This window comes from Dialister sp., assembly GCF_036343215.1.
GTDB lineage: Bacteria > Bacillota > Negativicutes > Veillonellales > Dialisteraceae > Dialister.
This window is the reverse complement of record NZ_JAZASU010000002.1, coordinates 1-14,745: the sequence shown is the minus strand read 5'-3', so window position 1 is coordinate 14,745 and position 14,745 is coordinate 1. Positions and strand designations below refer to the sequence as shown.

Here is a 14,745-nt window from a genome sequence, read left to right as displayed (position 1 = left end):
TTTATGATGGAGGTCATAAGATGAAAATTACAGCTAGTATGGTAAAAGATCTGCGGACCAAGACCGGTGCCGGCATGATGGACTGCAAAAAGGCACTTGTTGAAGCTGAAGGCGATATGGAAAAGGCAGTTGATATCCTTCGCGAAAAAGGACTTTCCAAAGCCGCTAAAAAAGCAAGCCGCGTAGCTGCTGAAGGTGCAGTAGTTTCTGCAATTTCTGCTGATGGAAAGACCGGCACCATTGTCGAAGTCAACTGCGAAACCGACTTTGTTGGCGGAAACGATGCTTTCAGAGCTCTCGCAGCATCTATTGCACAGCAGATTCTTGATACCAATCCTGCTGATGTGGAAGCTCTTCTTGCTACCGAAATGAACGGCAAAACCGTAAAGGATACCGTTACCGAAGCAGTAGCAAAGATCGGTGAAAATATTTCTATCCGTCGTTTCGTACGTTATGAAAGCCAGGAAGGCCAGGTTTACAGCTATATCCATGGCGGTGGCAAGATTGGTGTTCTTGTCGAACTGAAGGGCGGAGATGCTGAACTGGGTAAGGATATCGCTATGCAGATTGCAGCAGCTAATCCTTCCTATCTCGACCGCACCCAGGTCCCGCAGTCTGAAGTGGAACACGAAAAAGAAGTCCTTGCAGTTGAAGCAAGAAATGAAGGAAAACCTGAAAAGATCATTGAAAAGATGGTTATGGGCAGAATCAATAAATTCTATAAGGAAGTCTGCCTGGTCGATCAGGAATTCATTAAAGATGGCGACCTGACCATTTCCAAACTTCTTAAATCCAAGAAGGCTGAAGCTGTTCGCTTTGCTCGTTTCCAGCTTGGCGAAGGCATTGAAAAGAAACAGGATGATCTGGCAGCAGAAGTTGCAAAACAGCTGAACCAGTAATCACTAAATAATAAGAGGACACTTTTTAGTGTTCTCTTATTTTGTAAATGGGATTTTGTAAATGGAGTAAAATACTATATAATATATAAAGGTAGTTTTATTTTACTTACGGGGGTGTAAAATGGCAGTTGAAACAAAACATTACAAAAGAGTCATGCTGAAATTATCCGGCGAAGCTCTGGCTAATGATAAAGGCTTCGGCATTGATCCCGAGGTTGTTTATCGTCTGGCAAGTGAGATCAGGGAAGCTGCCGAGTCCGGCGTTGAAATCGCTGTTGTCGTGGGCGGCGGCAATATCTGGCGCGGCCTGAAAGGCAGCCAGGGCGGAATGGACCGTGCTTCTGCCGACTATATGGGAATGCTGGCTACCGTCATCAACTCCGTGGCCCTTCAGGACGCACTGGAAAAACTGGGGGTTTCCACACGTGTTCAGACAGCTATTGAAATGAGACAGATTGCGGAACCCTATATCCGCCGCCGCGCCATTCGTCATCTTGAAAAGGGAAGAGTTGTCATTTTTGGCGCCGGTACAGGAAATCCTTATTTCACTACGGATACCACCGCAGCACTCAGAAGCGCTGAAATTGAAGCTGATGTCATGCTGATGGCAAAAAAGCAGACTAATGGTGTCTATGATGCGGATCCGAAATTCCATCCGGAAGCAAAGATGTTTACACACCTCACTTATAACGAAGTTCTCCAGAGACAGCTGGCGGTTATGGATAATACGGCTATTACGCTCTGCATGAATAACAATATCCCCATCGTTGTATTTAATATTGATGTGCCGGGAAATATCGTCAAGGCATGCAAAGGGGAAACCCTTGGTACTCTTATTGAAAGGAATTAATTATGTACGAAGATGAAATGAAGCGGCTTTCCGATAAAATGGATAAATCCATTGTCGCATTGAAAAATGAATTTACCTCCATCAGGACCGGGCAGGCCAGCGCAAGCCTTCTGGATCGTATATTTGTTGATTATTATGGTACCCGTACACCGGTTACCCAGGTGGCATCAGTTACCGTTCCTGAAGCCAGAATGCTCGTCGTACAGCCCTGGGACAAATCCCTTTTGAAAGACATTGAAAAAGCGATTCTTCAGTCTGATCTTGGCCTGGTACCGATGAATGACGGCAACCTGATCCGTATGGCCATTCCCCAGCTGACCGAAGACAGACGCAAGGAACTGGTGAAGATTGTCAATAAGAAATCGGAAGAAGCCAAAGTGGCAGTCAGAAATATCCGCCGGGATGGAAATGTTTTCCTTAAGAAGGAAGCAAAAAACAGCGATGTTTCTAAAGATGTCATCAAGGAAATGGAAGATAAGGTTCAGAAACTGACCGACAAGAAAATCAAGGAAGTTGAAGCTGTAACTGAACATAAAATCAAGGAAATCATGTCCGTTTAATTGAGTTTCGGAAGATTTAAATGTTTTCCGGAGTGGTCAATTGAAGAGAAAGTTAAAGAAATCGTATCGAAGGGTACGATTTCTTTAACTCATTGTCAATTTGATTGAAATGGTACTGAGGATCTCAGCCGGCAGAATGGGATGCCTGGTTTGATTTAATAAGGAGTAAAGCCATGTCGGATAAAAAAGCTTTTCCTGAACATGTGGCCATCATTCTTGATGGGAATGGCCGTTGGGCAGAGAAGCGGGGGAGAGAAAGGACTTTTGGTCATCAGGCCGGGGCGGCCAATGTGAAAACTATTGTTCGTGCCGCGGGCCATATGGGAATCAAAGTATTGACCCTGTATGCCTTTTCAACGGAAAATTGGAAAAGGCCGGCCCTGGAAGTTCGTTTCCTCATGAGACTTTTCAAAAACTACCTGATCAGCCAGCTCCGGGAGCTTGTTGTCGATAATGTGCAGGTTCATATCATTGGAGATGTTTCAGCCCTGACGGAAAGTCTTCAGAAAGAAATCGATGCATGTGAGCGGGAAACTGCCGCTAATGACGGCATGGTACTTAATGTGGCGATCAATTACGGCGGCCGTAGAGAAATCGTGCGGGCAGCAAGCCTCATGGCGGAAATCGTGAAAAAAGGGGAAATGGATATTTCTGAAATTACGGAAGAATCCTTTGGCTCCTTCCTCTATCCGTCTGCTTCAAGTGATGTAGATCTCCTTATCCGCACTGGCGGAGAGTCGCGGATATCCAATTTCCTTTTATGGCAGACCTCCTACAGTGAGCTTTATTTCACACCTGTCTTATGGCCTGATTTTACAGAAACTGAACTTCGTAAGGCTGTAACCTGGTATACCACCAGAGATCGAAGGTTTGGCGGCCTCAATGAGGAGGAATCATGAAAGTACGCGTCATTACGGCGATCGTCGGCATCATCGCTGTGCTTGCCCTTGTCTGGCTTGGAAGCTGGTTCCTGACGGGAGCCGTACTCATTGTTTCCCTGATTGCACTGGCTGAATATGACAGGATGCTGAAGAATATTTCCATACATATTTATACCATCCCTGCAGGCCTTGGCATGGCCATTATGATTGGTGCGGCCGGTTTTTATTCTCTGAAGATTTTAATGGCCGCCCTGCTTTTGTGTTTCTGCCTCATGCTGTTCCTGATTCTTTTTATAAAGAAAGAGAATATGACCAATATCATTTATTCTGCATTTGGAATGATCTATTTTGGTCTTGGCTTTGGGACTCTGGCTTATCTTAGAGGGTGTCATGAACTTCTTCCGGCAGGAGCAGTCAATATAGATCCCGGAATTTTTCTGATTCTTTTTGCCCTGGTTTGTACCTGGGCCAGCGATTCTTTTGCCTATCTGGCAGGGAAACGGTTAGGTCGTCATAAGATGGCTCCTCATATCAGCCCGAACAAAACCATGGAAGGCCTTGCCGGAGGTGCCCTTGGCTGCGTGATTCTTGGTTTGGCATTATCTGCAGGGTTCCAGTTCAATCTTCTTCAGGGATTTATTCTGTCCATTGTTTCTGCTGTCATGGCTCCCATGGGGGATCTTTTTGAGTCTTATGTAAAACGGGCTTGTGATATCAAGGATTCCGGAAATATCCTTCCGGGACACGGGGGAATGATGGACCGCTTTGACAGCCTTCTTTTTGTGGCTCCTTCCCTGGCAGCACTTTTAGCTATATTTCATTGATTTCAAAGGAGTTTGAATGAAAGAACTGGCAGTTTTAGGAAGTACCGGTTCTATCGGTACGCAAACTTTGGATGTAGTACGGACTCATCCTGACTTATTTCATGTTTCCGTTCTTGCGGCAAATACGAATATAGAACGTCTCCTGGTACAAGCGGAAGAGTTTAAACCCAATGCCATAGTCATCAGTAACCCTCTTGCGGGAGCTTCTTTCAGGAAAGTCTATAAAGGAAAAGCAGAAGTCATTATTGGAGAAAAAGGGCTCCGGGAAGTCTGCCGCAGGGATGATGTGGATCTTGTCCTTGTCGCAGTTGTCGGAATCGCCGGACTTCTTCCTACCCTGGAAGCCATTGATGCCGGTAAGGAACTGGCTCTTGCGAATAAAGAAACTCTCGTAGCCGGAGGATCTCTTGTCATAGAGGCGGCACGACGGAAACATCTGCTTATACGGCCGGTGGACAGTGAACACAGCGCTATTTTCCAGAGTCTTCTCGGGCAGGATCATAAAGGTATTCATAAGATTCTTCTCACTGCTTCCGGCGGTCCGTTCCGCGGTAAAACAAGAGAGGAACTGGCACATGTCACCCTTGGGGATGCCTTGAAGCATCCGACCTGGAATATGGGCATGAAAGTGACCCTGGACTCAGCAACCATGTTTAACAAAGGGCTTGAGGTCATTGAAGCCCACTGGCTTTTCGGTACGGATTATGATGATATTGAAGTACTGGTTCAGCCGCAGAGTCTGATTCATTCCATGGTGGAATTTAATGATGGCTCTATCATTGCCCAGCTGGGAAATCCCGATATGCGTCTTCCCATTCAGTTTGCCCTGACCTATCCGGACAGGCTGCCTTCACCATCCGGGAAGTTTGTAGACTGGCGGCAGATTGCGTCTATTGCTCTTGAAATTCCCGATTATGATACTTTCCGTTCCCTGAAGCTTGCTTATGAAGCCGGAAAGAGCGGGGGAGATGCGGCCACCGCTTTTAATGCTTCCAATGAAGAAGCAATCCGTGCATTCATTTCGGGAAAGATTTCTTTCCTTTCCATCTTTGATGTGGTAGAAAATACATTAAACAAGTGGGCTGTAAGTCCCATCAGAAATTATGAAGATGTTTTGCGGGCAGATCACAAAGCAAGAGAATCAGCCAATCAGGAAATCCGGAGGGTTTCTTTATGATTGTGAATATACTTGCTCCCATATTTGTCTTTGCCGTGATTGTCCTTGTCCATGAAGGTGGTCATTTCCTCCTGGCCAAGGCAACGGGAATGAGGGTCATTGAGTTTGCTGTGGGGTTTGGTCCCAGGATTGTTTCTCGAAAAATAGGCGAAACTCTTTATTCATTACGAATCATTCCCCTTGGCGGTTTTAATCGTATCGCCGGCATGGATTCTGAGGAGACAGAAGATCCCAAAGCTTTTTCGAAACGTCCCGTATGGGCACGGCTTCTTGTCATTGCGGCCGGGTCCATATTTAATGTCCTTTTGGCATATTTTATTTATGCCGGAGTCTTTCTTTATGAAGGGTACTATTCCTTCCCCAATATACCGGTAGTGGGAACGGTTCTGGAAAATTCAGCGGCTGCGAAAAGCGGAATCCGGCCGGGAGACAGGATTATTTCCATCAATGAAAAAGACATCTCCACATGGACCAATATCGGGGAGGAAACCAGACTTTCCGGAAATGGGGAAATATCTCTGACCCTTCAAAGCGGAGAAGAAAGAAGAAATCTGCATCTGTCCCTGAAAGAAAATGAAGAAGGAAGGCGTATTATCGGAATTACGCCGTATATGGAGCATCAGGAAGCCGGATTTTTCAAAGCATTGTCTCTAAGCTTTAACCGCTGCGTTTTCCTTATTCGTATGATGGGCGGCGGGCTGATCAACATGATTTCCGGCCATGAGGCGGATGTAGCTGGACCAATCGGTGTGGCCCGGATGGCTACTGAGGTTGCCGATACGGGGATCCTGCCATTATTTCTTTTTATTGCCCTTCTCAGCCTGAATCTTGGCTTTCTGAATCTTCTTCCTGTTCCCCTTCTTGATGGAGGAGTCCTTGTCATGACTCTGATTGAGGGAATATCGGGGAAAAAACTTCCGGAAAAAGCGCTCTACTATATACAGGCAGTGGGAGTCACCATCCTTTTAGGACTTTTTATCTTTGCCATGTGTAATGATATTAATGGATTGTTGAAATAAGGTGGATTTATCAGTATGACAAGGAAGGTTAAAGTAGGTCGTGTAACAATTGGCGGGGGCAGCCCTATCGCTATCCAGTCCATGAGTACCTTCAATCCTGTAGATACGGAATATGCGGCGGCCCAGATCAATGCCCTTCATGAAGCGGGGGCCGATATAGTCCGGGTTGCTGTTCCTGACCGGAAAGCGGCAGAAGCACTGGGGGAACTCAGGAGACGAGTCAATGTGCCGCTTGTGGCTGACATTCATTTCGATTATCGCCTGGCTCTCACCGCCATGGAATCGGGAATCGATGCACTACGGATTAATCCTGGAAATATAGGACGTCGGGAAAATGTGGTCAAAGTGGTGGATATGGCAAAGGAAAAGCATATCCCCATCCGCATTGGAATCAATGCAGGTTCTCTTCCTGCCGACATACTGGGCAAGTTTGGCGGTCATCCCACAGCTGAGGGCATGGTGGAAGGAGCCATGAGTCATGTAAGGATTCTTGAAGAAGAGGACTTTCATGATATTGTCATTTCAGTCAAATCAACAGATGTTCCGATGATGGTGAAAGCCAACAGGCTTCTTCATGAAAAAGTGGATTATCCACTTCACCTTGGGGTTACGGAAGCAGGTACCCTATACAGGGGAACAATTAAATCGGCAATTGGAATCGGGGCTCTTCTCCTCGACGGAATTGGTGATACAATAAGAGTATCTTTAACAGATGATCCTGTTAAAGAAGTCAAAGCCGCTAAAGAAATATTGAGCTCTGTGGGCATGCGGCAATATGGGCCGGTCCTTGTTTCCTGCCCCACCTGCGGACGTACCCAGGTGAATCTGATTGAAATGGCGCAGGAAGTTGAAAAGAAGATTGAACATTTCAGGAAACCAATCCGTGTGGCCGTTATGGGCTGTGCCGTGAATGGTCCCGGCGAGGCAAGGGAAGCCGATTTCGGCATAGCCGGAGGGAAAGGGAGCGGTCTCCTTTTCCGTAAAGGGAAAGTAATCCGCAGTGTTCCGGAAGCAGAATTGATTGACGCTTTGATGGAAGAAATTGAAACATTTGAAAATGAAGGAGAATAAACATGTTAGCATCCAGGTTGTATAGTCCGACTTTAAGAGAATTACCTTCTGACGCTGTTGTTATGAGTCATAAATACATGCTCAAAGCAGGGATGATGAGAAAGATTGCAAACGGCACCTATGCTTATCTGCCCCTTGCTTTCCGCGCCATCCGGAAAGTCGAAAAGATTATCCGCGAAGAAATCAATAAGACCGGTGCCCAGGAAATCCTCATGCCAATCGTCCAGCCGGCTGAAATCTGGCAGAAAACAGGCCGCTGGGATGTTTATGGAGAAGAAATGTTCAAGCTGAAAGATCGTCATGGCAGGGACTATTGTCTTGGGCCGACTCACGAAGAACTGGTTACGACCCTTGTTCAACTGGACACATCTTCCTACAAACAGCTCCCGGTATCGGTATATCAGATCCAGAACAAGTACAGAGATGAAAAACGCCCCCGTTTCGGCCTTATGCGCAGTCGTGAATTCATTATGAAAGATGGATATACTTTCGATGCGGACCAGGAGGGACTCGATAAACAGTACAAGCTGATGTATGATGCCTATACCCGTATCTTTACCAGATGCGGCCTTACATTCCGTCCCGTTATCGCCGATTCCGGGGCTATTGGCGGCAATGCATCCCATGAATTCGAAGTTCTTGCCGATTCCGGGGAAGCAGATATCGTTTATTGCAAACACTGTGATTTCGCGGCTAATATTGAAGCTGTAGAACCGAATACGATTCATTCTGATATCCAGAATGATAAAGAAAAGGAAATCGTGGAAACCCCCGGGCAGCATACGATTGAAATGGTATGCAATTATCTCCATGCGCCGGTTGCACAGTCTGTAAAAGCGGTTGTTTACAAGCTGGATGATACCGTAGTTCTTGCCATGGTGAGGGGCGACCATGAAGTCAATGAAGTCCGTCTGCAGAATATTTATGGAGCCATCAATGTAGGCATGGCTTCTGACGAAGATCTTCAGCGCGTGGGCCTCACTGCCGGCTATATTAGCCCCATTGGCCTGAAACGGACAAAGGATTTCGATATTATCTGTGACGCTACGGTTATGGAAATGCAGGATGCCTGCTGCGGAGCCAATGAAAAGGACAAACATTATATTCATGTCAATCCGGCCCGCGACTTTGGGGATGTCCGCGTGGATACCATCCGTCAGATTGATGCTCATGATGTATGTCCGGAATGCGGCGGTGAAATTGTCTTAACCAAAGGCATTGAAGTAGGCCAGGTATTCAAGCTGGGAACCAAGTACAGTGAAAAACTGGGAGCTACCTATCTGGACAACAATGGAAAATCCCATCCCCTTGTCATGGGGTGCTATGGGATCGGGGTCACCAGGACTGTAGCTGCTTCCATCGAACAGAACCATGATGATGACGGCATTATCTGGCCGGTAGCCATTGCTCCTTACGAAGTGGTTATTGTTCCGGCCAACAATAAATCGGAAGAAGTTATGGAGGCTGCCCGGAAACTGTATGAAGATATGGAAGACAGACAGGATGAAATCGTTCTTGATGACCGCAATGAACGGGCAGGTATCAAGTTTAAGGATGCCGACCTGATTGGTTATCCCGTGCGAGTAACCATCGGTAAGAAATGGCAGCAGTCCGGCAATGTGGAAATCCGTCTGCGCAGGACCGGTGAAGTGATTGAGGTACCTCTGGCAGAATGCAAAGATAAAGTCCTGGAAATCCTGAAACACCTTCACGACAACAACCTTTAATCAAACCATTACCCTTTCATGGGAAAAGAGCCATAGGGCGGAACGGGAGAACTATTATGGAAGACAGGGAACTGGATGTTCTTAGGGATTCAATCAGGAAAATTGATAAAGATATGGTTGTCCTTTTTGAGAAGAGGATTGCCCTGTCTAAAAGCGTTGCCCAGTGTAAACTGAAATCCGAAATTCCGATTTTCGATGCAAAGCGGGAAGAGCAGAATATTGAAGAACTCTCCGGTATGATTGAAAATATTTCGCTTAAACCGGATTTCGTAAACTGGTACCAGATGCTCATGGATATAAGCAAAAAGGTTCAAAAGGAATTCATTCGGGGGAAGAAAAAATGACAGAAGAACTGCGCGGCACCGTCAGAAAAATCATATTTTCCAGCGATGACGGCAGATTCTGTGTTTTTCTTCTGGATGATAACGAAAGTGGTAAACTGGTGACTGTTTCCTACAGGGGGAGTGTACCCTATGCAGGTCAATGTGTTCTGATACGGGGATGCTGGCAGCGGCATCCCCGTTTTGGCATGCAGTTTAAAGGAAATTATCTGGAAAATATCAAACCGAAAGAAATGGATGAAATACGCCGCTTCCTTGCCTCCGGCATGATTGATGGCATTGGTCCGGCCATGGCTGACAGGATTGTCGATCACTTCGGTAAATCCACTATGGAAGTTTTCGAAAACAGGATCGACGATTTGATCGAGGTCCAGGGAATTGGCAGGAAAACACTGGAACGCATCAGGGAATCTTATGAACAGATTGCGCAGCAGCAGGAACTGATTATGTTTTTACAGTCTATGGGCATTTCAGAAAGGTTTGTCGGAGATATCCAGAAGCTTTATGGGGATCAGTATGAAGAAGTTTTTACTCATGATCCATATCGCATGATCGGGGAGGTGCCGGGGCTGGGATTCCGTGACGTGGACAGGATTGCACTGGAAAAAGGAATTTCTCCCAACGATTCTGATCGTATCATGAGTGGAATCAATTACATGCTGTCTATAGCCCTGGGTCAGGGACATGCCTGTGTTCCTCGTACGTCTCTTTACAGAAATGCTGCCCGTATACTGAACATACCGGAAGAAATTGCAACGGCCGGCGGAGATGAATCCATTGAAAGCGGTATGATTCCGGCGGTCCGGTACAAAGACGAAACGTATCTGTACCTGCCATATCTTTATGAAGCAGAGACCGAGTGCAGTCTTCGCATCAAGAATCTGCTCAAGGGAGGAAAACTTGGTTCAGCCAAACTGGCTATAGAAAAATTTGAACGGGAAAACGGGCTGGAAATGGCAGAAGAGCAGCGGCTTGCCGTTGAACAGGCCATGGATTCGGGACTTCTTGTTATTACGGGAGGCCCGGGAACAGGTAAAACGACTCTTGTCAGGGCTATTATTGCGGCCGCCGGACAATATGAACGCAGCGTCCGCCTCATGGCTCCCACAGGCCGTGCTGCCAAGAGACTTTCCCTTTCAAGCGGTATGGAAGCGGATACGATTCATAAAGCCCTGGAAGCGGAAATGCGTGAATCCGGCGGTACCTGGTTTGGGAAAAATGAATCGGAACCGTTGAATGAGGACCTGATCATTGTGGATGAAGCTTCCATGATGGATATTTCCCTTTTTTACCATCTTTTATGTGCCTTAAAACCGGGAGCGCGACTGATTCTTGTAGGGGACGTGGATCAGCTGCCTCCTGTAGGACCTGGCGCTCCTTTAAAAGCGCTCATTCAATGGGGAAAGGTGCCGGTAGTGCGCCTTGTCCATATTTTCCGTCAGCAGGAGGGGAGCGGAATCATACGGAATGCGGGACTGATCAGGGACGGCGAGCCCTGCGTGCCGGATGAAGAAGGCGAATTTTCCATTTATTATGTCAATTCCGAAGAGGAAGCCTTTGATGACGTCATGGGACTTTGCGATCGATACCATTATGGTGATGATGACATCAAAATGACCATGCAGGTCCTTTCCCCCATGTACAGAGGACTCTGCGGGGTCGATCATCTCAATCATGCCATACAGGAACGGATTCATCAGTGCTCCGTGCCGGAAGGACCTTCCCATTTCCTTCCCGGTGACAAAGTCATGCAGAAAAGAAATGATTATGACAAGGGAATTTATAACGGGGATATCGGCGAAGTATGGGCTGTGGATAAAAACAAGCTTTTTGTCCGCTTTGACAGCAAAGAAGTCACCTACGAAGGAGACGAAAGAAATAATGTGCAGCTGGCTTATGCGTCTACCGTCCATAAATGCCAGGGCAGTGAATATGATACAATCATACTGATTCTCCTTCCCACCCAGGATATTATGCTTCGCCGTAATCTTCTTTACACCGGAGTCACAAGGGCAAAGAAGAAAACGATCCTGATTACTACCGAAGATGCCATCTACAGGGCTGTCGGCAGGGGAGAAGTGACGAATCGATACAGTCTGTTCCTGCCTCTCCTGAAAGAGGAGGTGGAAATTTGAGTTTTTTTCTGAAAGCCATTCATGGTATCAGGCATGAGATTCTTGAAATCATTTATCCCACCTGCTGCCCCGGCTGCGGGACCTTGACCGATGATCATCATATCTGGTGCGATGAATGCATGAAACGCATGTGGAACCCAAGACTGCTCAATTCTACCCATTCTGAATATTTGAAAGGCTGCTACACACTGTGTTTCTATAATGAGCCAATCAGAAGGTGCATCATCCAGCTGAAATACAATGGCAGAACCGACAGGAAGAGGGCTTTCCCCAGCCTTTTAAATAAATTTCCATATTGGGAAAGGCTTGAAGAGTATGATATCGTAATTCCCATACCTCTTTCTAAAAAGAAAATGAGACTTCGCGGATATAATCAGGTCGACATGATTTTTGAAAAGTGGATGAAACGACAGGGGAAGACCTACATTCCCGATGGGTTAAAAAGAATCCGTACTGCCCGGACGCAATCGCTCCTTTCCAGGGAAGAGAGACTGAAAAATACGAAAGCCATATTCTGGATTAACCATAAATATGATATTTCCGGAAAGAAAATCCTTCTTGTTGATGATATTTATACCACCGGAGCGACCATGAACGCGGCAGCAGAGGAATTGATCCGGGCAGGGGCAGCAGAAGTATTTGGATTGACTATTGCCAGCGGGGCATGGTAAATTTATGGAATTCTTTATAAAGCTTCGATTGAATCAAAGAGGTGAGCCGGGATGAGTCTGGTGAAAAATGAAGAAATAAAAAATACTGTAACCGGGTTGTGGAAACAATATCTTCTGACCGCAGTGGCAGACGATATCCTCATGGGGGAGATTTCCAATCATCTCTATGTGGAAAATATTGATTTTCAGGGATTGGCCGCAAAAAAAGGCGAAAATTATCTTGCCTCTGTGGTTGCTGATACCGCCTTTGGAGATACTATTGAGGATGCAGTAAGCCAGCTGGTTTATGACAGAGAGGAAATGAAGCCCTATTCGGAACTTCTGGATTTTATGGAGCCTGAAGAACTGATAGAGAGGATCCTTTCCTGCATATCAATGCATATTGCCAGATATTCACCAAAGTCTGTAACCGAAAACCCGTATTTCAAACACGTACGGGTGAGGGGAAGGGCAGAGTGCGGTCATATTTCCCTGACAGAAAATGATTATCTCCCCGGGGAATTCATTCAGACTTATAATGGCACTTTTCGCAGGAATGATCCGTTTTCCACCTGCGCAGCAGGCTACTTTGATGGAAGAGTACGTTTTCCTGTCCTTCTTGAAGACGGAAACGTGTGGATGAGTATAGTCCTGAGTGAAATACAGTCCATGGCGTTACCGGTGGAAAAGGCATCAGGAAAGGTCATTACGTATGGTCTGGGGCTTGGTTATTATGTTTACATGGTTTCATCAAAACCGGACGTGGAATCCGTCACGGTTATCGAGAAAAATCCGGATGTAATCAGTCTTTTCAGAAAGAAACTGCTGCCTCAATTCCCGAATAAGGAAAAAGTACAGATTATAGAAGACGATGCGTTTGATTTCATCAGGAAACAGAAAGATGGTGAATTCAATTATGCTTTCAGCGACTTCTGGGGTGGCTTTTATGACGGACTGGAGCTGTACCTCCGGTTTGCTTCAGGAACAGCCGGATTTGTAAATACCGTTCATGATTACTGGATAGAAAGCTGTTTTGCGGACCTCTTCTTCCGCCCCGCCGTGATGCAGTTCCTTATGGAAGATATTCTGGAAAGGAAAGTCCGTATTACTGACCAGGGGAAAAAAGTCAGGAGAATGCAGAGGGCTTTTATTGATTTCCTGCGGCATGAGAAACCGGCCTTAACCGGAACGGATGAAATTTACCGGCTGCTGGATTATGCTTCCCTGATTCCGCTGATGAGAAAATTTGCTGCTTATTTCAGCCATAGATGAGGAAATATGTTTAAAAAGATTGCTTTGGTTCTGGGTATTTTTCTCCTGCTTTTTTCAGCAGTGGAAGCGGCGGAGCCGGTTTCATTGAAAGTAAAGGGAATCAAAGGCAGGCCTGCTGCCTTCGATGCGGACGGAACGGTCTACATGGAGCCTTCATTTCTTGAAAATGGAGGAGTAGGGAAAATCCTTTGGGAAAAAGAGAAACTCTATATCATCCCTGATGGTTTAAACAGTCGGGAAAAGGTGGAAATCCCATTCCGCACAGTTAACGGAATTCCCTGCGTCGATTTTTTCTATTTTAGTGAACCGGCCGGTTTCAGCTATACTTATAAAAAGGATAAACAGAAGATTTCCATTAAAAAGGCCGATCCTGAAAAGAAAAACAGGAATAGAAAGGAGAATTCTGCTTCCTCCATGCCCCTGATTTTATGGGACCCGGTTCATTTATATACGGCTGGAAGCGCAGGTTTTAAAAAGACTTCCGGCCTTCGCATCCTTTCACCGGAATGGGGAAGTTATGACAAAATCAATACGTCCGTTCCATTGAAAAATTTTTCCTATCTGAAAACTGCAAAAGACAATGGGATGGCGGTAATGCCGCTTGTTCACAATGATTTTAACCTCCGAACCACATCATCCTTTCTGCATGATGAAAGAAAACAGGAAGAAGTGATATCCCGCATGGTTTCGGAAGCTGAAGTTTACGGTCTCTATGGATATAATATAGATTTTGAGAACATGGATCCTGATGATAAAGACCGGTTCACCCATTTTGTGAAGAAATTGTCAGAAGCTCTTCACAAGGATAGAAAGGTCCTTTCTGTGGATATTACGGTTTATAATGAATCATCTCCCAACTGGAGCCTGTGCTATGACCGAAAAGCCCTGGCTCAATTTTGCGATTATGAAATTGTCATGGGCTATGATGAAACACCTCGAATCAGCAATAGCGCTGGTTCGGTTTCTTCCTGGAACTGGCTGGATGTCAATCTGGAGAAACTGTTGACTGTTATTCCTCCGGATAAACTTATTTTGGGGCTTCCTTTTTATACCCGTATTTACGAAGGAAATCCGGGCCATGTAAAATCCCGGGTACTGCCGATGAAAGATCAGGACTCCCTGATTGCCAGGTACCATTTAAAGCCGGTATGGTATCCTGAAGCGAAGCAATTTGTAGCGGAATGGAAGCAGAATGGCCGTCCCCAATTACACATATCGGCGCCGTTGCCACCGTAAATAAAACCGGTGGGAGTTCAATTTTTCTGTATAATTGGGTTAGCGGCAGAAATCGACCCACAGTATGTTCTTTGAGTTCGATCCCCAATTTGATGCAGGATTC

14 protein-coding genes are annotated in these 14,745 nt (G+C 46.0%); all 14 read left to right on the top strand.

Features of this window, described 5'->3' with window-relative positions:
• The first annotated feature begins 20 nt into the window (after positions 1–20).
• Positions 21–899 carry a translation elongation factor Ts gene (gene tsf, locus VZT47_RS01290; RefSeq protein WP_330223176.1) on the top strand — a complete coding sequence of 293 codons (879 nt, stop codon included), beginning with the start codon at positions 21–23 and terminating at the stop codon, positions 897–899.
• Positions 900–1,020: 121 nt separating this feature from the next.
• Complete coding sequence (pyrH, locus tag VZT47_RS01285; protein WP_330223175.1) at positions 1,021–1,749, top strand: UMP kinase; 729 nt, start codon at positions 1,021–1,023, stop codon at positions 1,747–1,749.
• Positions 1,750–1,751: 2 nt separating this feature from the next.
• Positions 1,752–2,309 (top strand): ribosome recycling factor, encoded by a 558-nt coding sequence (gene frr / locus VZT47_RS01280; RefSeq protein ID WP_330223174.1) that lies wholly within the window; start codon positions 1,752–1,754, stop codon positions 2,307–2,309.
• Between the two features lie 173 nt (positions 2,310–2,482).
• The gene (locus VZT47_RS01275; protein ID WP_330223173.1) at positions 2,483–3,208 is read left to right on the top strand and encodes an isoprenyl transferase; all 726 of its coding nucleotides are present in this window, start codon (positions 2,483–2,485) and stop codon (positions 3,206–3,208) included.
• A complete protein-coding gene (locus VZT47_RS01270; protein ID WP_330223172.1) occupies positions 3,205–4,014 on the top strand; it encodes a phosphatidate cytidylyltransferase in 810 nt (269 codons plus the stop codon). Before VZT47_RS01275 ends, VZT47_RS01270 begins: the two co-directional genes overlap by 4 nt.
• Before the next feature lie 16 nt (positions 4,015–4,030).
• The gene (gene dxr, locus VZT47_RS01265; protein ID WP_330223171.1) at positions 4,031–5,191 is read left to right on the top strand and encodes a 1-deoxy-D-xylulose-5-phosphate reductoisomerase; all 1,161 of its coding nucleotides are present in this window, start codon (positions 4,031–4,033) and stop codon (positions 5,189–5,191) included.
• Positions 5,188–6,210, top strand: coding sequence for an RIP metalloprotease RseP (gene rseP / locus VZT47_RS01260; RefSeq protein WP_330223170.1), 1,023 nt, complete (start codon positions 5,188–5,190; stop codon positions 6,208–6,210). Before dxr ends, rseP begins: the two co-directional genes overlap by 4 nt.
• A 15-nt stretch (positions 6,211–6,225) precedes the next feature.
• Positions 6,226–7,281: a flavodoxin-dependent (E)-4-hydroxy-3-methylbut-2-enyl-diphosphate synthase gene (gene ispG / locus VZT47_RS01255; RefSeq protein WP_330223169.1), complete on the top strand. Its 1,056-nt coding sequence runs from the start codon at positions 6,226–6,228 to the stop codon at positions 7,279–7,281.
• A gap of 2 nt (positions 7,282–7,283) precedes the next feature.
• Positions 7,284–9,008 (top strand): proline--tRNA ligase, encoded by a 1,725-nt coding sequence (locus tag VZT47_RS01250; protein WP_330223168.1) that lies wholly within the window; start codon positions 7,284–7,286, stop codon positions 9,006–9,008.
• Between the two features lie 56 nt (positions 9,009–9,064).
• Positions 9,065–9,352, top strand: coding sequence for a chorismate mutase (locus VZT47_RS01245; RefSeq protein ID WP_330223167.1), 288 nt, complete (start codon positions 9,065–9,067; stop codon positions 9,350–9,352).
• Positions 9,349–11,484 carry an SF1B family DNA helicase RecD2 gene (gene recD2 / locus VZT47_RS01240; RefSeq protein ID WP_330223166.1) on the top strand — a complete coding sequence of 712 codons (2,136 nt, stop codon included), beginning with the start codon at positions 9,349–9,351 and terminating at the stop codon, positions 11,482–11,484. The genes VZT47_RS01245 and recD2 overlap by 4 nt, the downstream gene beginning before the upstream one ends.
• Positions 11,481–12,155 carry a ComF family protein gene (locus VZT47_RS01235; protein WP_330223165.1) on the top strand — a complete coding sequence of 225 codons (675 nt, stop codon included), beginning with the start codon at positions 11,481–11,483 and terminating at the stop codon, positions 12,153–12,155. Before recD2 ends, VZT47_RS01235 begins: the two co-directional genes overlap by 4 nt.
• 51 nt (positions 12,156–12,206) lie before the next feature.
• Positions 12,207–13,406: a hypothetical protein gene (locus VZT47_RS01230; protein ID WP_330223164.1), complete on the top strand. Its 1,200-nt coding sequence runs from the start codon at positions 12,207–12,209 to the stop codon at positions 13,404–13,406.
• Between the two features lie 6 nt (positions 13,407–13,412).
• Positions 13,413–14,642 (top strand): glycosyl hydrolase family 18 protein, encoded by a 1,230-nt coding sequence (locus VZT47_RS01225; protein WP_330223163.1) that lies wholly within the window; start codon positions 13,413–13,415, stop codon positions 14,640–14,642.
• Positions 14,643–14,745 lie beyond the last annotated feature (103 nt).